This window comes from Microbacterium sp. KR10-403, assembly GCF_040196215.1.
GTDB lineage: Bacteria > Actinomycetota > Actinomycetes > Actinomycetales > Microbacteriaceae > Microbacterium.
This window is the reverse complement of sequence record NZ_JBEGDC010000001.1, coordinates 191,911-211,524: the sequence shown is the minus strand read 5'-3', so window position 1 is coordinate 211,524 and position 19,614 is coordinate 191,911. Positions and strand designations below refer to the sequence as shown.

At 70.9% G+C, this 19,614-nt stretch carries 24 protein-coding genes; 14 read left to right on the top strand and 10 right to left on the bottom strand.

What is annotated here, in order from left to right; translation table 11 throughout:
• Positions 1-23: 23 nt before the first annotated feature.
• Positions 24-788, bottom strand: a complete 765-nt coding sequence (locus ABMQ42_RS01045) for a class I SAM-dependent methyltransferase (protein ID WP_349720765.1) — start codon at positions 786-788, stop codon at positions 24-26.
• A 102-nt stretch (positions 789-890) separates the two neighbouring features.
• Between ABMQ42_RS01045 and ABMQ42_RS01040 the strand changes: the two genes are divergently transcribed.
• Complete coding sequence (locus tag ABMQ42_RS01040) at positions 891-1,820, top strand: VOC family protein (protein WP_349720764.1); 930 nt, start codon at positions 891-893, stop codon at positions 1,818-1,820.
• A gap of 26 nt (positions 1,821-1,846) precedes the next feature.
• On the opposite strand, the gene ABMQ42_RS01035 is transcribed toward ABMQ42_RS01040, so the two are convergent.
• Both ABMQ42_RS01035 and ABMQ42_RS01030 read right to left on the bottom strand, forming a co-directional pair.
• Positions 1,847-3,010 carry an acyl-CoA dehydrogenase family protein gene (locus ABMQ42_RS01035; RefSeq protein WP_349720762.1) on the bottom strand — a complete coding sequence of 388 codons (1,164 nt, stop codon included), beginning with the start codon at positions 3,008-3,010 and terminating at the stop codon, positions 1,847-1,849.
• A 157-nt stretch (positions 3,011-3,167) separates the two neighbouring features.
• On the bottom strand, positions 3,168-3,671 hold the full coding sequence (locus ABMQ42_RS01030; protein ID WP_349720761.1) for a MarR family winged helix-turn-helix transcriptional regulator: 504 nt from the start codon (positions 3,669-3,671) through the stop codon (positions 3,168-3,170).
• 93 nt (positions 3,672-3,764) lie between these two features.
• Between ABMQ42_RS01030 and ABMQ42_RS01025 the strand changes: the two genes are divergently transcribed.
• The 4 genes from ABMQ42_RS01025 to ABMQ42_RS01010 all read left to right on the top strand — a co-directional run bounded on the left by ABMQ42_RS01025 (position 3,765) and on the right by ABMQ42_RS01010 (position 6,509).
• Positions 3,765-4,388, top strand: a complete 624-nt coding sequence (locus tag ABMQ42_RS01025; RefSeq protein WP_349720760.1) for an NADPH-dependent F420 reductase — start codon at positions 3,765-3,767, stop codon at positions 4,386-4,388.
• An 84-nt stretch (positions 4,389-4,472) separates the two neighbouring features.
• Positions 4,473-4,751 carry a putative quinol monooxygenase gene (locus ABMQ42_RS01020; RefSeq protein ID WP_349720758.1) on the top strand — a complete coding sequence of 93 codons (279 nt, stop codon included), beginning with the start codon at positions 4,473-4,475 and terminating at the stop codon, positions 4,749-4,751.
• A 298-nt stretch (positions 4,752-5,049) separates the two neighbouring features.
• Positions 5,050-5,472 carry an HIT family protein gene (locus ABMQ42_RS01015; protein WP_349720757.1) on the top strand — a complete coding sequence of 141 codons (423 nt, stop codon included), beginning with the start codon at positions 5,050-5,052 and terminating at the stop codon, positions 5,470-5,472.
• 5 nt (positions 5,473-5,477) lie between these two features.
• Positions 5,478-6,509, top strand: a complete 1,032-nt coding sequence (locus tag ABMQ42_RS01010; protein ID WP_349720756.1) for a tocopherol cyclase family protein — start codon at positions 5,478-5,480, stop codon at positions 6,507-6,509.
• Positions 6,510-6,649: 140 nt separating this feature from the next.
• On the opposite strand, the gene ABMQ42_RS01005 is transcribed toward ABMQ42_RS01010, so the two are convergent.
• The gene (locus ABMQ42_RS01005; protein ID WP_349720755.1) at positions 6,650-8,125 is read right to left on the bottom strand and encodes an MFS transporter; all 1,476 of its coding nucleotides are present in this window, start codon (positions 8,123-8,125) and stop codon (positions 6,650-6,652) included.
• Positions 8,126-8,375: 250 nt separating this feature from the next.
• On the opposite strand from ABMQ42_RS01005, the gene ABMQ42_RS01000 reads away from it, so the two are divergent.
• Positions 8,376-8,822 (top strand): hypothetical protein, encoded by a 447-nt coding sequence (locus tag ABMQ42_RS01000; protein ID WP_349720753.1) that lies wholly within the window; start codon positions 8,376-8,378, stop codon positions 8,820-8,822.
• A 15-nt stretch (positions 8,823-8,837) separates the two neighbouring features.
• Here the strand turns inward: ABMQ42_RS01000 and ABMQ42_RS00995 are convergent, their stop codons facing one another.
• The 4 genes from ABMQ42_RS00995 to ABMQ42_RS00980 form a co-directional block, all read right to left on the bottom strand.
• On the bottom strand, positions 8,838-9,017 hold the full coding sequence (locus ABMQ42_RS00995; protein ID WP_349720752.1) for a DUF1918 domain-containing protein: 180 nt from the start codon (positions 9,015-9,017) through the stop codon (positions 8,838-8,840).
• A gap of 59 nt (positions 9,018-9,076) precedes the next feature.
• The gene (locus ABMQ42_RS00990) at positions 9,077-10,834 is read right to left on the bottom strand and encodes an ABC1 kinase family protein (RefSeq protein WP_502884569.1); all 1,758 of its coding nucleotides are present in this window, start codon (positions 10,832-10,834) and stop codon (positions 9,077-9,079) included.
• A gap of 4 nt (positions 10,835-10,838) precedes the next feature.
• Positions 10,839-11,411 carry a PadR family transcriptional regulator gene (locus ABMQ42_RS00985; protein ID WP_349720751.1) on the bottom strand — a complete coding sequence of 191 codons (573 nt, stop codon included), beginning with the start codon at positions 11,409-11,411 and terminating at the stop codon, positions 10,839-10,841.
• Between the two features lie 109 nt (positions 11,412-11,520).
• Positions 11,521-11,994 (bottom strand): MarR family winged helix-turn-helix transcriptional regulator, encoded by a 474-nt coding sequence (locus ABMQ42_RS00980; RefSeq protein WP_349720749.1) that lies wholly within the window; start codon positions 11,992-11,994, stop codon positions 11,521-11,523.
• Between the two features lie 105 nt (positions 11,995-12,099).
• Here ABMQ42_RS00980 and ABMQ42_RS00975 point away from each other — a divergent pair, with 105 nt between their 5' ends.
• The gene (locus ABMQ42_RS00975; protein ID WP_349720748.1) at positions 12,100-13,554 is read left to right on the top strand and encodes an MFS transporter; all 1,455 of its coding nucleotides are present in this window, start codon (positions 12,100-12,102) and stop codon (positions 13,552-13,554) included.
• A gap of 311 nt (positions 13,555-13,865) precedes the next feature.
• On the opposite strand, the gene ABMQ42_RS00970 is transcribed toward ABMQ42_RS00975, so the two are convergent.
• Positions 13,866-14,390 (bottom strand): TetR/AcrR family transcriptional regulator, encoded by a 525-nt coding sequence (locus ABMQ42_RS00970; RefSeq protein ID WP_349720747.1) that lies wholly within the window; start codon positions 14,388-14,390, stop codon positions 13,866-13,868.
• Positions 14,391-14,465: 75 nt separating this feature from the next.
• Between ABMQ42_RS00970 and ABMQ42_RS00965 the strand changes: the two genes are divergently transcribed.
• The 4 genes from ABMQ42_RS00965 to ABMQ42_RS00950 all read left to right on the top strand — a co-directional run bounded on the left by ABMQ42_RS00965 (position 14,466) and on the right by ABMQ42_RS00950 (position 17,456).
• Positions 14,466-15,302, top strand: a complete 837-nt coding sequence (locus tag ABMQ42_RS00965; protein WP_349720746.1) for an SDR family oxidoreductase — start codon at positions 14,466-14,468, stop codon at positions 15,300-15,302.
• A gap of 276 nt (positions 15,303-15,578) precedes the next feature.
• Positions 15,579-15,980, top strand: a complete 402-nt coding sequence (locus ABMQ42_RS00960) for a PPOX class F420-dependent oxidoreductase (RefSeq protein ID WP_349720745.1) — start codon at positions 15,579-15,581, stop codon at positions 15,978-15,980.
• Positions 15,981-16,038: 58 nt separating this feature from the next.
• Positions 16,039-16,587, top strand: coding sequence for a GNAT family N-acetyltransferase (locus ABMQ42_RS00955; protein ID WP_349720744.1), 549 nt, complete (start codon positions 16,039-16,041; stop codon positions 16,585-16,587).
• Positions 16,584-17,456, top strand: a complete 873-nt coding sequence (locus tag ABMQ42_RS00950) for a hypothetical protein (RefSeq protein WP_349720743.1) — start codon at positions 16,584-16,586, stop codon at positions 17,454-17,456. Before ABMQ42_RS00955 ends, ABMQ42_RS00950 begins: the two co-directional genes overlap by 4 nt.
• A gap of 1 nt (position 17,457) precedes the next feature.
• On the opposite strand, the gene ABMQ42_RS00945 is transcribed toward ABMQ42_RS00950, so the two are convergent.
• Positions 17,458-18,162 (bottom strand): NUDIX hydrolase, encoded by a 705-nt coding sequence (locus ABMQ42_RS00945; protein WP_349720741.1) that lies wholly within the window; start codon positions 18,160-18,162, stop codon positions 17,458-17,460.
• A gap of 48 nt (positions 18,163-18,210) precedes the next feature.
• Here ABMQ42_RS00945 and ABMQ42_RS00940 point away from each other — a divergent pair, with 48 nt between their 5' ends.
• Genes ABMQ42_RS00940 through ABMQ42_RS00930 form a run of 3 tightly spaced genes read left to right on the top strand, consistent with a single transcriptional unit; the run spans position 18,211 to position 19,557 of the window.
• On the top strand, positions 18,211-18,885 hold the full coding sequence (locus ABMQ42_RS00940) for a 4a-hydroxytetrahydrobiopterin dehydratase (protein WP_349720740.1): 675 nt from the start codon (positions 18,211-18,213) through the stop codon (positions 18,883-18,885).
• Between the two features lie 29 nt (positions 18,886-18,914).
• Positions 18,915-19,142 carry a hypothetical protein gene (locus ABMQ42_RS00935; protein WP_349720738.1) on the top strand — a complete coding sequence of 76 codons (228 nt, stop codon included), beginning with the start codon at positions 18,915-18,917 and terminating at the stop codon, positions 19,140-19,142.
• The gene (locus tag ABMQ42_RS00930; RefSeq protein ID WP_349720736.1) at positions 19,126-19,557 is read left to right on the top strand and encodes a TA system VapC family ribonuclease toxin; all 432 of its coding nucleotides are present in this window, start codon (positions 19,126-19,128) and stop codon (positions 19,555-19,557) included. Before ABMQ42_RS00935 ends, ABMQ42_RS00930 begins: the two co-directional genes overlap by 17 nt.
• Positions 19,558-19,614: the final 57 nt, after the last annotated feature.

Here is a 19,614-nt window from a genome sequence, read left to right as displayed (position 1 = left end):
TCTAGGGGCGGGTGCCGACAGTCTCAGCGCCGGGTCGCCGTCGCGATGATCGCCGTCGAAGGCAGGGTCAGGATGCCGCCGCCCGACAGCTCGTCGAAGGCCTGTCGCATCGCGGCCCGGCCTTCCTCGTCCTGCGCGCGATAGGCCGTCCCGACCGTCGCGATGCCTGCTTCGACGCCGCGCCAGAGATCGTCGGCGGGGATGACGAAGTCCCACGAGATCTCGGCGGCCGCGGCATCCACCAGCCCTCCCTCGGTCAGCAGCGACGGCAACCCGTCGGGGGTGCGGGCGAAGTCGTCGGCTGCGGGCAGCCGCTGTCCGCCCGGTGGCGTCGCGCCCGCGCGCGCCATCACCTCGTTCCACAGGGCATTCATCGGACTGATCGGCGCGCTCGGCCAGATCGTCACGATGACGCACCCGCCCGGCGCGGTGACGCGCGCGAGCTCGACGACGGCAGCGCGCGGCTTCGGCACATGGTTGACGACGAAGTTCGCGACGGTGAGGTCGAAGCGGCCGCTCGCGAACGGGAGATCGGGCAGAGACGCCGCTGTGAACGTCACCCCGGGGTGCGCGGCGCGGGCGTGCCGGACCATGTCGGTTGCGGCATCCACCCCCTCCACGTTCCAGCCGGACTCCGCGAGCGCCGCCGCGACCGTGCCCGTGCCGGTTCCGGCATCGAGGGCGCGACCGGTTGTGGGCGCCCGATCGAGGATGTGCGGCACGGTGCCCGCGCAGAGGCGGGCGAAGGAGCGCGCGTACGCGTCGGCGGTGTCGGTCCAGTCCCTCATCGGGGACCAGCCTTGCCGATCGCGGGTGCCTCGCGCCAGTCGGGAATGGATCCGACCCGCAAGTGGTTGTACATGCAACTAAGCTTGATCACGGAGGAAGCAATGATCCAGACGCACACCGTCACCGCACCCGACGGCATCCTCGACCCGGCGACGGGGATGGATGCCGTCACCCTGCGCGTCGGCGACCTCGATCTGATGTCGTCGTACTACGAGAGCGCCCTCGCGCTCACCCCCATCGAAGAGCGCACCCGCGGCCGCGAGGTGCACCGTGTGCTCGGACGCGGCACCGTGCCGATGGTGCGGCTCATCGCGACGCCCGACCTGCCCGCGGTCGACCCGCGGCAGGCGGGGCTGTTCCACACGGCGTTCCTGTTCGACGACGCGCCGACGCTGGCCGCCACGGTGCTGCGGGCCGCGCAGGATCCCCGCAGCCGCTTCACCGGCTCGAGCGACCACCTGGTCAGCGAGGCCTTCTACTTCACCGACCCCGAGGGCAACGGCGTCGAGCTGTACACCGACCGCGACCGGTCGCAGTGGACGTACGACGCCGACGGCCAGGTGCGCATGTCGACGCTGTACCTCGACCCGAACGCCTACCTGAACACGCACCTGACCGAGGAGGTCTTCGCGGGGGTCGGCGAGGCGCCCGGCAAGGTCGGGCACGTGCACCTGCAGGTGGGCGACGTACCGACCGCGCGGGCGTTCTACGTCGACGCGCTCGGGTTCGAGACGACGGTCGGAAGCTATCCGGGCGCACTGTTCGCGTCGGCCGGCGGCTACCACCACCACATCGCGATGAACACCTGGAACAGCGCCGGCGCCGGCCCGCGCGCCGCGAGCCTGGGGCTCGGGGATGTCGCGATCACGGTGCCTGCCCGCGACGATCTCGACGCTCTGGTGGCGCGGCTGAGCGAGCGCAAGCTGCCGTTCGCCGACGACGGCCGCTCGGTCGTCGTGGCCGACCCGTGGGGCACGCAGGTCACGCTCGCGCTGCCGGGCGCCGACGCGGGGGAGCTGCTCGGGCGCTGAGGCTCGGCCGCTGAGGCTGTAGCCGGTCAGCGCGCCAGGCGCCGCCCGATGATCTCCTTCATGATCTCGGTCGTGCCGCCGAAGATCGTCGCGACCCGCGAGTCGAGGTAGTCGCGCGCGACGGGGAACTCGCGCATGAACCCGTACCCGCCGTGCAGCTGCACCGCGCGCTGGATGACGCGCTGGTGCAGCTCGGTCGTCCACCACTTGGCCATCGCGGCGGTGACCTCGTCGAGGCGGTGCTCGGCGGCATCCAGAATGCAGCGATCGACGAAGGTCTGCGTGACCTCGATCTCGGTCGCGAGCTCGGCGAGGTAGAACCGGTTGGCCTGGAAATCGACGATGCGCTGGCCGAACGCCTGCCGCTCGGTCGCATAGGCGAGCGCCTGCTCGAAGGTCGCGCGCATGCGGGCCATCGACGTGATGGCGATGCTCATCCGCTCGATGGGCAGGTTGTGGCGCATGTGCCTCCACCCCTTGCCCTCGCCGCCGAGCACGTTCGCCCGCGGCACCCGCACGTCGGTGAAGAAGAGCTCGGCGGTGTCCTGCGCATCCAGGCCCACCTTGTGCAGCGGTCCGTTGCGGTCGAAACCGGGCGTGTCGGTGTCGATGACCAGCAGGCTGATGCCGTCGTGACCGGCCTCGGGGTCGGTGCGCACCGCGGCGATGACGAAGTCGGCGAGCAACCCGTTGGAGATGAACGTCTTCGCACCGCTCACGACGAACTCGTCGCCGTCCGGGCGGGCGGTCGTCGTGAGGGCGGCGAGATCTGACCCGGTGCCGGGCTCGGTGAGGGCGATCGCGCCGACCTTCTCGCCCGCGAGCATGGGCGCCAGCCACCGCTCGTTCTGCTCGTCGGTGCCGAACGCGATGAAGTACGGGGCGATGAGGTCGTTCTCACCGCCGATCGACATCGACTCGGCCGTGGCGCCGACGCGGGCGAACTCCTCGGTCACGATCGCGTGGAAGCGGAAGTCGTCGACACCGCCGCCGCCGAACCGCTCTGGCGCGGTCACGCCGAGCAGACCCGTCTCGGCCGCCTTGCGGAAGAGCGAGCGGTCGACGCGGTGCGCGGCATCCCACTCCTCCCGGTGCGGCACGACCTCGCGTGCGACGAACTGCCGCACGACGTCACGAAAGGCGTCGTGGGACTCATCGAAGATCGTGCGGGGAAGGGCGACACTGACCATGCTCCGGATTATAGGCAGTGTCAATCATTGATGTCTACAACTAATTTGCGACGGGATGCCGCGGGCCGCGCGCGTGCGGAGGGGGCGCGTCACACTTCGGCGGGGCGCGCGCGCCGCCGCGCGTCAGGGCTCAGTCGGGCGCGTGCGCCGCTGCGCGTCACCCCTCGGCGGCGCGCGGCAGTGCGGCGAAGCCGGTGCGCTGCTGCGGGTCGATCCGTTCGACGAGGGGCTCGAGGATGTCGGGCAGCGCCCGCAGCTGTGCGGGGTCGAGGCGGTCGATGACGAGCCGGCGCACGAGCGCGAGGTGACCGGGCAGTGCGCGGACCAGCGCCCGGCGCCCGGCCGAAGTGAGGTGCACGTGGATGACGCGGCCGTCGGCGTCGCCGCCGAGGCGCTCGACCAGTCCCCGCTCGGCGAGCTTGCCGACCACGCGCGACAGGCGCGGCATGGTCGCATTCACGGCGGCGGCGAGATCCTTCGTGCGCAGCGACGATCCCTTGGCCTGTTGCAACGTGGTGAGCACCATGAACTCGAAGTGCGTCATGCCGGCCTCGGCCTGCAGCTGGGCGTCGAGTGCGGCGGGCAGCAGCTCGGCCGTCCAGACGAGCGAGAGCCACGCGCGCGACTCGTCCTCGCTCATGCGGGGGACCTGGTATGCCATGGCATCCGAGTCTATTCTGGCCGACGGGAATAGATGCAGCTACAACGAGGTTTGCCCATGTAGTTGCATCTACAACTTATGAGGAGAAGCACAATGGCATCCATCTCGGTCATCGGAACAGGCAACATGGGCTCGGCCATCGCCGGCATCGCCGCGAAGGGCGGCGCGTCGGTGCAGGTCGTCGCGCGCGACATCACGAAGGCGAAGCAGCTCGCCGAGCAGGTTGGCGGCACCGCGGGCTCGTTCGGCGAAGCGCTCAGCGGCGACGTCGTCGTGCTCGCACTGCCGTACCCCGCGCTCGCCGACGTCATCGCGACGTACGGCCCCCAGCTCGACGGCAAGGTCGTGGTGGATGTCACGAACCCGGTCGACTTCGCCACGTTCGACGGTCTCACGGTGCCGGCCGACTCGTCGGCGGCCGCGGAGCTGCAGGCGGCTCTGCCCGGCGCCAAGGTCATCAAGGCGTTCAACACGAACTTCGCCGCGACGCTCGCGACGGGCGAGGTCGGCGGCGTGCCCACGACCGTCGTGATCGCAGGCGACGACGAGACGGCGAAGGGGCAGCTGACCGAGATCGTGTCGGCCGGCGGTGTGGCCGTCGCCGACGCCGGGTCGCTCAAGCGCGCGCGTGAGCTCGAGGCCCTCGGCTTCCTGCAGATGGCGCTCGCCGTGCGCGAGCAGGTGCCGTGGACCGGCGGGTTCGCGGTGCGCGCCTGACGCACTGCTTGTGAACGCGGTCGCCCTTCGTCGGGCGGCCGCGTTCTGTTCTTCGGGGCAGCCGGTGTGCGCGAGAATCGGCGGATGAGCGGCATCCACCTCTTCGGCACTCTGGTTTGTCGCGACGCGCACGAGGCGGCGATCGTCGTGGCACGGCTGCCCGAGCACGTGCGGCTGACGCACGCCGAGCCCGGGTGCGTCTCGTTCGAGGTCGCGCCCACGGACGATCCGCTCGTCTGGTCGGTCGAGGAGGGATTCGTGGATGCCGCGGCCTTCCGTGCGCATCAGCAGCGCGTCGCCGGCTCGGCGTGGGGGCGCGCGACGGTGGGGATCGAGCGGCGGTACGAGGTCGAGGGGCTGTAGGGAGGGCACGGCCCGCGGCATCCAGCCTCCCCGCGGCATCCCCCCCCCGCGACACGGATCTGTCGCGGTTGCGCGTTCTCGGTCCACACGCTGCGCGACGGCGACAGATCTGCGCACCGAATCGTGGGCGGATGGATGCCGCAGCCCGAAGTGGCGCGATCTCACACGCGCGGCGGCCGGGGTGGGGATCTGCGTCCACTTGGCGACCGGCCCTTCGCCTCGCCGCGCTCGCTCAGGGACCTGAGATCATCCACCGCCCGAAGTGCACGCCAGCCCCCGACGCGATAGCGTCGCGGGCATGACCGACTGCATCTTCTGCGCCATCGTGGCCGGTGCCGCGCCGAGCGTGATCGTGGCCGAAGACGAGCGCACGCTCGCGTTCATGGACATCAACCCTGCCTCCGACGGGCATCTGCTCGTGATTCCGAAGGCGCACAGCGCGGATCTGCTCGACATCGCGCCCGAAGATCTCACGGCAGTCACCCTCATGGCGCAGCGGCTCGCGCGCGACGCGGTCGACGAGTTCGGGGCCGACGGGGTCAACCTGCTCAACTGCTGCGGGGCCGATGCGTGGCAGACGGTGTTCCATTTCCACATGCATGTGATCCCGCGTTATCTCGACAAGACGCGCGACCGTTTGCACCTGCCCTGGACGGCTGACATCCCGGGCGACAGCGACCTCATCGCCTCCCTCGGCTCACGACTGGCCGCGACCGTCTGACGGCCATGGGCCTGCGCGGGTGGTACCGGTCGACGGGTGCCGACCTGCCCTTCCAGAGCCCGCTGCCTGCGCATCCGGGTGTCGCGATGGAGGGCTATTTCTGGCGCATCACCGATCCCGCGACCGGCCGTGTGCTCATCGCGCTGAACGGCGTCAACCGCGGACCCGACGGCGCCTGGGCGACACTCGGGTTCGCCGCGCATCCGGGCGGGTTCCTCCGCGCTGAAGCGCACCCGGTAGCCCACGCCGACCTCCGCCGCATCGGAGCGAGTGCGGGCACGGCCTTCGACGGCGACGACCGGCACCTGCGCGTCGACCTCGGGCCCGACGCCCGGCTGGAGATCTCGATCGAAGACCCGGTGCTCTGGCCGCAGCGCGCGTTCGGCGGGTCGAGCGTCTTCCACATGGTGCCGGCCCTCAATCAGTACTGGCATCCGTGGCTGCTCGGCGGCCGCGCCACCGGCACCGCGACCGTCGGCGACGAGACCTGGAACCTCGACGGCGCGCAGCTCTACGCCGAGAAGAACTGGGGCCGCGAAGGATTCCCTGACTCGTGGTGGTGGGGCCAGGCACAGGGCTTCGCGGAACCCGACGCGTGCGTCGCATTCGCCGGCGGCCAGGTGCACGCCGGGCCCCTGCGCACCGAGGTGACCGCACTGGTCGTGCGACTGCCGGGCGGACAGGTCCTCCGGCTCGGCAATCCGGGGACGAGTTCCGTCCGTGCCGTGGTGACGGACGAGACGTGGATGCTGCGCACACGCGCCCATGGATGGTCGATCGACGTGCGCGCACAGGCGCCGCGCGCGGCATCCCACATCCTGCCGGTGCCGCTGCCCAGCGAGCACCGCAACGTCGCCGGAGCCCTCGAGCACCTCGCCGGCGTGCTCGAGATCGAGGTGCGCCGCCGCGGGCGCATCGTGTGGGAGGGACGCTCGGCGCTCGCCGGGCTCGAGCACGGCGGCCTCGCGCGAGCTCGCGCGGAGCTCGTGCGGCGCGGTGTCGATCCCGATGCGACGCACGCGCCGCCGACGCTGTGACGGCCGACGCACGCGTTGTGTGAGCGGGAAGTCACATGCGTTTCGGGACCCATCTCCGTCCCCGCGAGATCATCCTCGTGCACGCTTCTCCGCCCCAAAAGCGTGCAGAAGGATGATCTCGCGCTCTCAGAGGTGCTCGCTCATCCAGCCGCCACGGGCGCCACGGGCGCCGTGGGCGCCGCGGCCCCGCGCCCGCGCCATATGCCGAACCCGACGAGCAGCGCGGCCAGCACCGTGAGCGCGCCGCCCGCCCATGCGACGCCGGCGGAGAACTGCGCGTGCTGCGCGCCCGTCCATCCGGGGTCGGCGATGCTGCCGACGAACAGAGCCGCGATGACGGTGCCGCTCAGCGCGATGCCGAGCCCGGTCGTGACCTCGCTCGCGGTGTCGACGAGCGCCGCGCCGATCGTGGTGCGGTTCTCGGGCAGCCCGCGCATGACGTTCGTGCCGGCGACCACGCCGACCACCCGCATCCCGAGTGCGACCAGCGCGAGCGAGAGCGCGACCCATCCGTAGCCGAGCGGCCCGAGCGCGGTGAACACGGCGAGACCGCAGACGGTCGCAATCGCGCTGATCCACGCCGTCGCGCCCATGCCGAGTCGGCGCACGAGCGGACCGATCAGTGCCCCACCCGCGATGAGCACGACCACCTGCGGCAGCATGCCGAGTGCGGCCTGCGCCGGCGTCCACCCCCAGCCGAACTGCAGCTGCAGGGTGACGAGGTACCCGAGCCCGGCGGTCGCGAGTCCCGACGCCGCCTTGTAGGCGAGTCCGCTCGAGACCAGCGGCCGCGCGACGAGATGCAGATCGAGAAGGGGATGCCGCGCCAACCGCTCGCGCACGACGAACAGCACGGCGGCTCCGGCCGTTGCGACCACGGCGACCCACGGCCACACCGACCCGGCCCCGAGATCGACGAACAGCGTCGGGGCCACCAGGGCGAGCGCGATGGTCGCGGTGCCCAGCAGGGCACCTGTGACATCAACCGGGTCGCGGTGCAGCTCGCCGGACGCATCGGCGGGGATGCCGCGGCGAATGCCGAGGTACGCGAGCGCCGCGACCGGCACGTTGACCAGCAGCAGCGCCTGCCACGGGACGACCGCCAGCGCGAAGCCGCCGGCGGTCGGGCCGATCGCGAGACCGACGAGTCCGACCGTGGAGATCACCGTCGTCGCGCGGACGCGCAACAGGTCGTCGTCGAACAGCCGAAAGGCCAGGGCGAGCGACCCGGGGGTCGTCATGGCGGCCGCCACACCCATCGCGGCACGCACGGCGATGAGCTCGCCGGTCGTGGTGACGAACGCGGTCGCCAGGCTCGCCAGGGCGAGCACGATCAAGCCCAGCAGCATGATGCGACGGCGCCCGACCCGGTCGGCGAGGGCGCCGAAGGCGAGCATCAGTCCGCCGAACACGACGGCGTACACGCCGGTGATCCACTGCAGCGCGGTCGTCGACGCCGACAGTTCGCGCCCGATCGTGGGCAGCGCGACATTGAGGATCGAGTTGTCGAGCATCTCGAACAGGAACACGGCCGACAGGCCGGTCAGCGCGATCCACGCCTGGCCGAGCGTGCGGGGCGGCGCTGCAGCGCGGGTCGAAGAGAGACGGACGGTCATGAGCACTCCTTCACGGGGAAGAAGTGGCGCCGCGGTCGCGATCGCGTGTACTCGCGGCCTGAGCGTCCGGCAGATCAGGGACGGCGCAGCCGCGTTTCTACTTCGATGACGCCCACGCTACCGGAGACGGCTGAGAGCTTCACGAGCACACCGCCCGGTCGCGCGCACACAGAGGGCCGCGGCATCCACCCCTCCCGACGACGCCCGCGATCTGCTTGACTCGACGCGACGGGCGCACCCAGGAGGAGCCATGACCGCACTCACCGACCCCCTCGACGTGCACGGCACCCCGCTGCACAGCACCGCCGTCACCGAGGAGTTCGCCTGCTGGGCCGCCGACCTGCCGGGCGGCGGCACCGTGAGCATCCTCATCGAGCCGCCCGCCGCTCCCGCCGACGAGGCGGTCGAGACCGCCGCGGGCGTCATCGCCGATTTCGCGGCGCTCGCCGAGGCCGCGGCGGTGTACCTCGTCGCCGAACTCGCCGCCCCCGAATGGGGACTGGATGCCGCAGACCTCGGCCGCCTGAGCACCGACGCGTTCGACATGCCCGAGGCCGTCGTCTGGGAGGACGGCACGTGGATGCTGCGCTTCGCCGACTGCGATCTGCAGGTCGGCGCGGATTACGGCATCGGCGTGAACTTCGTCGGCACGCAGCCGGTCGGCGTCGAAGACCTCTCCGACGCCGACGAGCCCTGACGCCTGCCCGGTCGCTCAGCCTTCGGCCGGCACGATCTCGCAGTCCGAGCCGGGCGAGAGCACGGCCTCGTGCCCGTCGTCGTAACGGACCACGAGAAGCTCGCCCTCGCGCACCTCGACGACCTCGCCGACACGGTCGGGCGTCTCGACCGTCCTGCCGTGCACCCGGATGCGATCGCCCACGTTCACTCGCATGATGATCACCTCGCCTCCACGGTAGGCCGAACCCGCGGCGGCGTACAGGCCCGATCGGGTCACGACCGCCCGCGCCCGCCGATCCCCGCGAACAGGGCGTGCAGCAGCGGCAGCGCCGAGACGCTCATGAGCACGGTGCCGAACACCGCGTCGGACGGATGCAGCAGGATGCCGCCGATGAGAAGCCCCGCGAACAGCACCGCCGACACCGCCCGGCGCGCGGTGCGCTCGAGCCGGTTCATGCGCCGGTCGATCGCGGGCGTGTCGGCGCGCAGGTGCCCGCTCTCCAGCAGCGTCACGAGCCTGTCGATGCGCTGCGGCAGGGCTGCCGTCACCCGCACCCACGAGAGCGCCTGCTGCGCGGCATCCCGCACCACGTCCTTGCCCTGGTTGCGGATCAGCTCCTGCGCATAGGGCTCGACGGCCTTCCACATGTTGAACTGCGGGTCGAGCGCGCTGCACACGCCGGAGGTGACCGAAGCTGCGCGGATCACGAGCAGGAAGTTCTCGGGCAGCTGGAACGGCATGCTGCGCAGCACCTCGCCGAACCGCTGTGCGAAGTCTTCGAACTCGCGCGGGTCGACGTTCTGCAGATCGGAGATCGCCATGCCCCCGAACCGCGCGAACAGCTCGGTCATCGCCTGCTCGAGTTGCGCCTCGTCGGCCGAGGGCAGCAGCACGCCCATGCCGCTGATCGCGGCGACCAGTCCCTTGCCGTCACGCGAGGCCACGGCGATGAGCAGCTTCTGCAGTCCGGTGCGCAGCGTGTCGGGAATCTGGCCCATCATGCCGAAGTCGACGAACGTGAGCGCCCATCCACGCGCAAGGTCGGGCCGCGGCGTCACGAAGATGTTGCCGGGATGCGGGTCGGCATGGAAGAACCCGTCGCGGAACAGCTGGTCGAACATCGCCGCGGCAAGCGCCTCGGCGACCTCATGCGGGTCGATGCCCGCCGCCCGGAGACCTGCGTGGTCGCTGATCTTGATCGCGGTGACGTCCGAGAGCGTGAGCACGCGGCGGGTCGTGCGCTCCCACGCGGGCACGGGCGCCTCGACACCCGGGTCGTCGGCGAACGCCGCCGCGAACCGCTCGGCGCCGGCGGCCTCGTGCAGGTAGTCGACCTCCTGCCGGCTGGTGACGGCGAACTCTTCGACGAGCGCGGGCAGGTCGACGCGCTGCGCGATGAACCCGACGCGCGCGAGCCATCGGGCGATGCGCCGCAGCGCGCGCAGGTCGACGTCGATGATCTCGTCGATGCCGGGTCGCTGGATCTTCACGACGACGTCGGCGAACCCGGCCTGCACGGAGTCGTCGGGTGCCAGGCGCGCACGGTGCACCTGGCCGAGGGATGCCGCAGCCACCGGATCGCGGTCGAACGACGCGTACGCACGGTCGAGCGGCACGCCGAGCTCGGCCTCGGCGAGCTGCCGGATCGCCTCGAACGGCACGGGCGGCACCTCGTCCTGCAGCGACTCGAGTTCGCTCGTGATCTCGGGCGGCAGCACGTCGAGGCGTGACGAGAGGAACTGGCCGACCTTGATCATGAGCCCGCCGAGGTCGACGGCCAGCGCGTGGAACCGCGCAGCGATGCGCGCGAAGCGGGCGGGGCGTCCACGACGCGCGAAGGCGCCGAGCCCGATGCGCGGAAGGACCAGCGCGAACCACCACTCCTGCAGGATGTAGCGCGCGGCGAAGCGCATGATCCGCCGGTACCGGGCGCGGGTGGATGCCGCGGCCGCCGGTGTTGCGGGCGCCGTCGCCGTTGCGGCGGGCGCGCGGCCGCCCGTGCCTGCCGTCGAGGGGCCGTCGTGCGGCATCCGCTCAGTCCGCCGCGAGGATCGCGTAGATCTTGCGGCGCGCGTCGTCGAGCACGGCGATGGCCTGCTCCTTCTGCGCCGCCGTGCCGTTGCGCATCACCTGCATGCTCGCCTCGGCGAGCTTGGCGCCGGCCTTCGGCAGTGCGGCCATGTGCTCGGTGCGGCTCGCCGGGCCCTCCCAGGGGGCGGGCCCTTCGGCGGCCTCGGCCTGCGCGCGGCCGTCGTCGGTGAGCGCGTAGGTCTTCTTGCCGTCCGACTCGGTGACGCTGACGAGATCCTCGTCGGCGAGCAGCTGCAGGGCCGGGTACACCGAGCCGGGGCTGGGCTTCCACGAGCCGCCGGAGCGCTCCTCGATCTCCTGGATCAGCTGGTAGCCGTGCATCGGCTTCTCGAGCAGCAGCGCGAGGATCGCCGCGCGGACGTCGCCGCGCCCCATCCTCGGGCCGACGCGCTGTTCGAACATGTCGCGCAGGTTGCCGACGGCATCCCACATCCCCGCTCCGAACTGGCCGAAGTCGGGGCGCCCGAAGCCGTGTGCGCCGGCGTCGTAACGCCCGCCTGTCGTGGAACCGTTCATGATGATCCTCCGTTCGAGACGGGTCCCGGAGCGGGGCCTTGACGATAGTGAACGATATATCGCTGAGAATGAGGTGTGAAGAGGGGATGCCGTGGCCCGTGGCGCGGGCTCAGCGCTTGTCGCCGCGCGGCCAGTGTCGCCCGCTGCGCTCTTCGATCGCGGCGTTGTAACGCTCGAGTGCCGTGGCGAAGCTCTCGATCTCGTCGTCGGTCCAGTCGTCGAGCAGCAGCTTCGTCGCGCGGAGGTTGTTGGCCTGCTCGGCGGCGAGGCGCCGGGCGCCCTCGGGCGAGATGCGGAACTTGCGCGCCATGCCACCGGCAGGATCGGGGATGCGCTCGGCGAGGTCTGCGCGCAGCAGCGCCGCGGTCTGCCGATTGAGGGTCGAGACGTCGCGGCCCAGCACCGCCGAGAGCTCGGCGAGCGTCATCGGCCCGCCGGCGTCGAGACAGGCGAGCAGCGTCATGGCGCTGCGATCGAGCCGGCTCTCGCGGCGGGTCATGTCGGTGAAGTTGCGGCCGATCAGCAGGAATCCCTGCACGATCCGGTCGTAGGCCGAGGTCATCGCGTCTCCTCCCTGTGACATGAGTCTAGCCTGCATGTGTATAGTGCATAGTCTGTGCACTATGCACATGAGTCGATCGGGCTGCGCCACTCGGCACCCCAGACCACAACCAGGACAGAGATCTTCATGACCACAACCATCAAGAGCGGCCGGCTCATCACCGTGCTCGCCTTCGCCGGCATCCTCGGCGCACTCACCCAGACACTCGTCGTGCCGCTGATCGCCGAGCTGCCCGTCATCTTCGACACCAGCAGCACGAACGCTTCGTGGATCATCACGGTCACGCTGCTCACCGGTGCCGTCGCGACGCCGATCATCGGGCGGCTCGGTGACATGTACGGCAAGAAGAAGATCCTGCTGATCGCCCTGGTGCCCATGCTCATCGGCTCGATCGTGTGTGCCCTGGCCGGCGGGCTCGTGCCGATGATCATCGGTCGCGGCCTGCAGGGCATCGCCGCGGGCACCGTGCCGCTGGGCATCAGCCTGCTGCACGATGTGCTGCCGCACGAGAAGGTGCACGGCGCGGTCGCGCTGATGAGTGCCTCGATGGGCATCGGCGGCGCGCTCGGCCTGCCGCTGGCCGCCGCCGTCGCGCAGTATGCGAACTGGCGGGTGCTGTTCTGGGTCGTCACCGCGCTCACCGCGCTCACGATCCTGGCGTCCTGGCTCGTGGTGCCGCGTGACGAGGAGCGGCCCGCGGCATCCCGCAGCTTCGACTACGCGGGTGCGGTCGTGCTCGCGATCGGCGTGGTCGCCCTGCTGCTGGGCGTCTCGAAGGGGTCGGAGTGGGGCTGGACGAGCGCGCTGACCCTGTCGCTGCTCATCGGTTCGGTCGTCGTGTTCGTGGTCTGGGGCTGGTGGGAGCTGCGCACGCCGCATCGCCTCGTCGACCTGCGCGCCACCGTGCGTCGTCCGGTGCTGCTGACGAACCTCGCCTCTGTGCTCGTCGGTTTCGCCATGTACGCGCAGTCGCTGGTGATCCCGCAGCTGATGCAGCTGCCGGTGGAGACCGGATACGGCCACGGCCAGACCATGCTCCAGATGGGACTGTGGATGGCCCCGATGGGCATCGGCATGATGGCCGTCTCGCCGCTCGGCGGCTGGGTGACCCGCCGCTACGGTGCGAAGACCACGCTCGTGTTCGGCTCGATCATCATTGCGGTCGGCTACGGTCTGTCGACGCTCGTGACCGGATCGCTCGTCGGTCTCATGCTCACGAGCACGCTGGCCAGCGCCGGCGTGGGCTTCGCCTACGGCGCGATGCCGGCACTGATCATGGCGACCACGCCCGCGAAGGACAAGGCTGCCGCCAACGGCTTCAACTCCCTCATGCGCTCGTTCGGTACCACGGCCTCGGCGGCGGTCATCGGCGTCGTGCTCGCCCAGTTGAGCACACCCATGGGTGAGTACACCGTGCCGACGCTGTCGGGTATGCGCATCTCGCTGCTCATCGGCTGTGCGGTCGCGGTCGTCGCCGCCGTGCTCGCGGCCTTCACGTCGTCGCGGCGCGGTGTCGTGGCGTCGGCCGAGAAGGTGCTCGCCGAGGCGTCGGATGAGGGGGTGGATGCCGCGGCCCGGTGAAGTCGTCAGCTCGCTGAGCGAGCGAGCGAGCGAGCGGGCAGGCTGCGGCATCCCGAATCTCCTCGCCTCGGGCGAGGAGAATGGCCGAGACGAGGACCGGATCGCGCGAAACCATCCTCGTCTCGGCAGATCCCCTCGCCTGGGGCGAGGACTGCCGGAGCGGCGGTCAGGAGGCTGCGTGAACGGGAAGTTCACTGCGGTTTTCGCAGGTCCATGCCGCGCCCGGCACCGACCGGGCCGTGTGGGTGAGGGCACCGGCCCTTCGTCTCGCTGCGCTCGCTCAGGGACCGGAATTGTGCACGCCGAGCGGCTCACCCCACGAGGCGTACGAGCGCCGCGACCACCTGGTCGTCGATCGGCCGGCGCGTGAGTACTCGGTAGAGCAGGGCGCCGATCGCGGCGTCGGCCCGGGCTTCCGCCGAGTCGGAGTCGCCCATGAGCGCCACCAGCTGTGCGTGTGCGGGCGCGGTCAAGCGCGCGTACAGCGCGGCCGACTCGGCGTCGTCCTCGGCTGATGCCGCTGCGAGGGCGCGCACGAGCGAGACGCTGCGCGCGTCGCGAAGGCCGGCCGCGAAGCCGGCCATCCACTCCGCGGGGGTCGCGGGCGCGGCATCCATCGGCTCCTCCAACGCGATGAGTCCCTCGACGACGGCCTCGGCGACGATCGCCGACTTCGAGTCCCACCAGCGGTAGATCGTCTGCCGGCCGACGCCGGCGCGCGCGGCGATGCCGCCGATCGACAGGCCGTCATACCCGACCTCGCCCAGCAGCGCCGCGGTCGCCACGAGCACGGAGCGATGCGCGGCCTCGCTGCGGGGTCGGCCTCTTCCTGACACGCACCCACGCTAACGCGATCCGGACTAGACTGATGAATAACGAGACATAATGTCTTGAAATTGCGAAGGAGCATCATGAGCCACAACGTCACCGTGATCGTCGGTGCCGGCGGAATGGGCGAGACCATCGCCCGTCGCATCGGCGCCGGCACGAAGCTGGTCGTCGCCGACTTCAACGACGAGCTGCTCTCCCGGCTGCAGACAGAGCTGGCCGGTGACGGCTTCGACGTCACCACGCAGAAGGTCGACGTGTCGTCGCGGGAGTCCGTCGCGGCGCTCGCCGATGCAGCCGCCGCGCTGGGACCGGTGACCACCGTCATCCACACCGCCGGTCTCTCGCCGACACAGGCGCCGACCCCGGCGATCCTCGCCGTCGACCTGCTCGGCGTCGCGATCAGCCTCGAGGAGTTCGCCCGTGTCATCGCTCCCGGCGGCGCCGGCGTCGTCATCGCGAGCATGGCCGGCACGATGGCCGCAGGTCGCTTCCCCGCCGAGATGGAGACCGCCCTCGCCCTCACGCCGACCGACCAGCTGCTCGCGCTGCCTTTCCTGGCCGAAGGCGCCGTGCCGAACCCCGGCATCGCGTACTCGATCGCCAAGCGCGCGAACCAGCTGCGCGTGCAGACCGCGAGCGTTGCCTGGGGCGAGCGCGGTGCGCGCATCAACAGCATCAGCCCCGGCGTGATCTCGACGCCGATGGGCCAGCTCGAGCTCGCGAGCGAGTCGGGCGCGAACATGCGCGCGATGGTGGATGCCTCGGCCACCGGCCGGCTCGGCACCCCGAGCGACATCGCCGCGGCCGCCGAGTTCCTGGTCTCGCCGAACGCCTCGTTCGTCACCGGCACCGACCTCCTGGTCGACGGCGGCGTGGTCGCCGCGGTCCGCGCGGGCAAGGTCAACCCCGAGGGGTGACGCGACGGCGGGATGCCGCGGGTGCCCCCCGGCCCGCGGCATCCCGCCTCTTCTCCTCGCCCCGGGCGAGGGGAATGGACGAGGCGAGGGCCGCAATCCGGGGAAGACCCCTCGCCCCGGCAGATCCCCTCGCCCCGGGCGAGGGCGGTGCGGGGGAAGCCGGCGAGGGAGTTGCGGGGGAAGCCGGTGAGGGCACGGGAAGCCGGCGAGGGCACGGTCTTCCGCCTCGCCGCGTCCGATGCGCGCGGTGTCGGAGCCCTTTGGCATGGTGGAGGCATGACCGATCTCCACGCGATCCTGCCCGCCGGGCGTCGGCATCTGCTCGAGCAGCCCCTGTACGGGCATCTCGGCACGATCCGCCCCGACGGCACCGTGCAGGTGAACCCGATGTGGTTCGAGTTCGACGGCGAACACGTGCGCTTCACCCACACGACCAAGCGCCAGAAGTTTCGCAACCTGCAGCACAATCCGTCGATGGCGTTGTCGGTGGTCGACCCCGACAACCCCGTGCGCTACATCGAGGTGGCGGGCAGCCTCGTCGAGGCCGTGCCCGACCCCGAGGGCGCGTTCTACGTGCGGCTGCAGAACCGCTACGGCAACCCGAGCACGACGCCGCCCGCCGACAAGGCAGACCGGGTCGTGCTCGTGATGTCGATCGAGCGCGCGACCGGGCAGTAGGCCGCGCGGTCGGCCGTACGGTCTGCGGATAGACTCGCCGCGGCGAGAGGGGACGGCGATGCGGATCCGCGACGCGAGACCGGAGGATGCCGCGGCGATCGCCGCGATCTACAACGACGCGGTCGTGCACACCACGGCGGTGTGGAACGACGCGCCCGTCGATGTGCCCGACCGCGAGAGCTGGATGATCGAGCGGCAGCGTGCCGGCTTCCCGGTGATCGTGGCCGCCGACGACGCCGACGAGGCGATCGGCTTCGCCACCTACGGACCCTGGCGCCCGCACGACGGGTATCGCCACACCGTCGAGCACTCGGTCTATGTGCGCACCGACCAGCGGGGCGCCGGTCTCGGGCGCACGCTCATGGAGGCGCTCATCGCTCGGGCGCGCGCCGCCGGCGTGCACGTGATGGTCGCCGGCATCGAGGCCGGCAACACGGGCTCGATCGCCCTGCACGACCGCTTCGGCTTCGTCGAGGTCGGTCGGCTTCCCCAGGTCGGCGTGAAGTTCGACCGCTGGCTCGACCTCGTCTTCCTGCAGCTGACGCTCGACGATGCACCGGCGCCGGCCGGCGGCATCCCCTCTTCCCCTCGACAGGAGAACGCATGACCGACGTCGCGCTCCACGGCACCGATCTGCTCGCCCAGGCCGACGGGCTCGCCGCGTTCGCCGCTGCGAACGGCTGGCGGTACGACGCGATCGCCGACCCGCCCGCGCTGGGCGCGAGCCTGTGGGAGTGGGCGTCGAACGGCACCGTGCACGACCGGGTCAGCGGCCCCGGCTGGGAGGCCGGTCGCATCACGGGCGGCACCCGCGAGGCGACGTCGGTGACGCAGAAGGGCGCCTGGACGGTGACCCGCTCGGTCACGGTCAGCAGGCCCGAGAAGTCCCTCAACCTCGGCTACCTCGCGATCACGCTGCCGCGGCGCCTGCCGCAGATGGTGCTGGATGCCACGAGCAACGACCGGCACGGCTCGTCGAGCCTGCTGCACGTGCCTCGCGCCGACCAGGCCCTCTCGCTCGAGGGTGACTTCGACTCGCACTTCCGTCTCTACGTGCCGACCGGCTACGAGCGCGACGCGCTGTACGTGTTCACGCCCGATCTCATGGCGCTGCTGATCGACGAGACCGGCGACCTCGACGTCGAGATCCGTGACGACAAGCTCATGGTCTACCGGCCCGGCGGGTTCGACCTGCACGACCCGGCGACCTGGGAGCGCCTCGCGCACATCCGCCGCACGATCGGCGCCAAGGCGTGGGATCAGACCGACATGTACCAGGACGAGCGGGTCGGAGTGCCGACGCTCGCGCTGGCCGGGCCCGCCGCCAACGCCGTCGCGCCCCAGGGGGCCCGGCTGCGCTCCTCGTTCTTCGGCAAGATCCCGTGGTGGGCCTGGGTGATCGGCGGGGTGGTCGTGCTGTTCATCGCCGGCGGGGCGACACTCGCGATCGTCTCGGCGGTCGCGCTGCTGGGCTGACTCAGACCCGCGGATCGGCCCGTCGCGACTCGTCCCACGGGCGGGTCCAGCCGAGCGAGTCGAACACGCTCGACAGCAGAATGCCGGTGAACCCCCAGATCAGGCGGCCGTCGAGCTCGAACGCCGGCATCGGCGGCATCTTCAGTCCGCGCACGCGCGTGACGCTGCGGCGGTTCTCGGGATCGAGCAGCTGCCCGACCGGGGCGAGGAAGACCTCTTCGGTCTCGGCGGCGTCGACGGCGTGGACGGGGGAGGGATGCCGCCACCAGGCCGGCACCGGCGTGACGAGGTTGTTGCTCACGGCCAGTGGCAGCTCGGGCAGCGGTGCGAACAGCTCGACGCCGCGCGGATCGATGCCGGTCTCTTCGACCGCCTCGCGCACGGCCGTGCCGACCGGCCACTCATCGCCGGCCTCGACCCCGCCGCCGGGAAAGCCGATCTGTCCCGGATGATGGCGCAGACTCGACGCTCGGCGCAGCAGGAGGACGGCGGCGTCGTCGGGGGCGACGGGATGCTCGCCGTCGGTGCCGTCGGCCGGTCCGAACAGCATCAGCACCGCCGAGCGGCGACCGGTCGCGGCATCCACTCTCTCCGGACGCAGGCGGCGCCAGTCTCGCGGCGCGCTGAGGCGGGCGAGAGCGGCGCGGGCGTCGGCGGGCGAGATGTCGGAGGTGTCGGCCATACTCGGCGTGTCCGCATCTGTCACCCTCAGCACAGTACTCGGGGCGGCGGACACCACCGGAGGAGGACGATGATGACCGCGACCGAAGAGGGTTTCATCCAGCTGATGCCCGACGAGTTCCATGCGACGCCCGGCACCGACGACTGGCATGTGCTGTTCTGGGGTGCGCAGGCGTTCTACCGCACCGATTCGTTCGCGCAGGCTGCCGCGTTCGTGGCCGACATTGCACGCGCCGCGGCCGAGGTCGGGCATGATCCCGACGTCGACGTGCGGCCGGAGGGCGTGGCGATCAAGACGTTCACGCGCGCCGACGGTGCGCTCAGCCGCGCCGATGCCGATGTCGCCGTGGCCGTGAGTGCGGCCGCGCACGCCCGGGGGCTCGTGGCCGACCCGAGCGTGCTGTCGGTCGTGGGCATCGCCGTGGCGCAGGATGCCGGGGTCGACCTGCGGGAGTTCTTCGAGTCGGTGTTCGGCTATGTGCGGGTGGGGGAGGAGGACCTCATCGACCCGCTGCGACGCGGGCCGCACCTGTGGTTCCACGAGCTCACGCCGCCCAAGCCGGGTCGCGGGCGCACGCACATCGACTTCTCGGTGCCGGCCGACGTGGCCGAAGAGCGAATGCGGGCCGCGCTCGCCCACGGTGGCCGGATGGTGGGCGACGGCGCGATCATGCCGCAGACCTGGACGGTGGCGTCGCCCGACAACCACGGCATCGACATCGCCGGGTGGGCCGACAGTGTGGCGTGATAATGATGTCGAGATGTTATGATGCGGTGATGCGAACGACTCTGGACATTGACCCCGTCGTGCTCAGCGCAGCGCGAGCGAAGGCGGCAGCCGAGCGCATTTCGCTGGGCGAAGCCGTGTCTGCATTGGCACGCGCGGGGCTGGCGCCCCAGGTGCAAGCGTCGTCGGGGTCTGGCTTCCCGGTCCTGCATGGAGCCCCCGATCATCTGGTGACGGAGGAGATCGTGAGACAGTTCCGCGATGACGATGCTGCTTGACGTCAACGTTCTCTTCGCGCTGAGCTGGGACCGGCACGTGCATCACGCTGCCGCACATACTCGATTCGCCACTCTGGGCACCTGGTACACCACTCCCGTCACCGAGGCGGGACTCCTGAGGCTGCTACTCACGGAAGCTGTCGTGGGGCGTCGCGTGACTGGCGCGGAGGCAATGGGGCAGCTGGCGGCGATCAGAACAGTGCCCGGCTGGCGCTTCTTGCCCGACGATGCGACCCTTGCCGATCCGATCATTGACACTCGAGTTCTCATGGGGCGCCGTCAGGTCACCGACCTCCATCTGGTCAATCTCGCAGCCGCCCATGGCGTGACATTGGCGACGTTCGATGCCGCGATTCCAGACAGCTTGGTGCCGACAGATCGTCGCTGGGTGGACATCTGGTCGTCGGCCGCATGAGTGTGGAACGTCAGAGATGGGGTGGGACGCGAGCTGCCCGCGCATCCCACCCCATCC

Coding starts and splice junctions, on each gene's coding strand:
- ABMQ42_RS01045 (WP_349720765.1), bottom strand. CDS start 788: ATGAGGGACTGGACCGACACCGCCGACGCGTACGCGCGCTCCTTCGCC.
- ABMQ42_RS01040 (WP_349720764.1), top strand. CDS start 891: ATGATCCAGACGCACACCGTCACCGCACCCGACGGCATCCTCGACCCG.
- ABMQ42_RS01035 (WP_349720762.1), bottom strand. CDS start 3,010: ATGGTCAGTGTCGCCCTTCCCCGCACGATCTTCGATGAGTCCCACGAC.
- ABMQ42_RS01030 (WP_349720761.1), bottom strand. CDS start 3,671: ATGGCATACCAGGTCCCCCGCATGAGCGAGGACGAGTCGCGCGCGTGG.
- ABMQ42_RS01025 (WP_349720760.1), top strand. CDS start 3,765: ATGGCATCCATCTCGGTCATCGGAACAGGCAACATGGGCTCGGCCATC.
- ABMQ42_RS01020 (WP_349720758.1), top strand. CDS start 4,473: ATGAGCGGCATCCACCTCTTCGGCACTCTGGTTTGTCGCGACGCGCAC.
- ABMQ42_RS01015 (WP_349720757.1), top strand. CDS start 5,050: ATGACCGACTGCATCTTCTGCGCCATCGTGGCCGGTGCCGCGCCGAGC.
- ABMQ42_RS01010 (WP_349720756.1), top strand. CDS start 5,478: ATGGGCCTGCGCGGGTGGTACCGGTCGACGGGTGCCGACCTGCCCTTC.
- ABMQ42_RS01005 (WP_349720755.1), bottom strand. CDS start 8,125: ATGACCGTCCGTCTCTCTTCGACCCGCGCTGCAGCGCCGCCCCGCACG.
- ABMQ42_RS01000 (WP_349720753.1), top strand. CDS start 8,376: ATGACCGCACTCACCGACCCCCTCGACGTGCACGGCACCCCGCTGCAC.
- ABMQ42_RS00995 (WP_349720752.1), bottom strand. CDS start 9,017: ATGCGAGTGAACGTGGGCGATCGCATCCGGGTGCACGGCAGGACGGTC.
- ABMQ42_RS00990 (WP_502884569.1), bottom strand. CDS start 10,834: ATGCCGCACGACGGCCCCTCGACGGCAGGCACGGGCGGCCGCGCGCCC.
- ABMQ42_RS00985 (WP_349720751.1), bottom strand. CDS start 11,411: ATGAACGGTTCCACGACAGGCGGGCGTTACGACGCCGGCGCACACGGC.
- ABMQ42_RS00980 (WP_349720749.1), bottom strand. CDS start 11,994: ATGTCACAGGGAGGAGACGCGATGACCTCGGCCTACGACCGGATCGTG.
- ABMQ42_RS00975 (WP_349720748.1), top strand. CDS start 12,100: ATGACCACAACCATCAAGAGCGGCCGGCTCATCACCGTGCTCGCCTTC.
- ABMQ42_RS00965 (WP_349720746.1), top strand. CDS start 14,466: ATGAGCCACAACGTCACCGTGATCGTCGGTGCCGGCGGAATGGGCGAG.
- ABMQ42_RS00960 (WP_349720745.1), top strand. CDS start 15,579: ATGACCGATCTCCACGCGATCCTGCCCGCCGGGCGTCGGCATCTGCTC.
- ABMQ42_RS00955 (WP_349720744.1), top strand. CDS start 16,039: ATGCGGATCCGCGACGCGAGACCGGAGGATGCCGCGGCGATCGCCGCG.
- ABMQ42_RS00950 (WP_349720743.1), top strand. CDS start 16,584: ATGACCGACGTCGCGCTCCACGGCACCGATCTGCTCGCCCAGGCCGAC.
- ABMQ42_RS00940 (WP_349720740.1), top strand. CDS start 18,211: ATGACCGCGACCGAAGAGGGTTTCATCCAGCTGATGCCCGACGAGTTC.
- ABMQ42_RS00935 (WP_349720738.1), top strand. CDS start 18,915: ATGCGAACGACTCTGGACATTGACCCCGTCGTGCTCAGCGCAGCGCGA.
- ABMQ42_RS00930 (WP_349720736.1), top strand. CDS start 19,126: ATGACGATGCTGCTTGACGTCAACGTTCTCTTCGCGCTGAGCTGGGAC.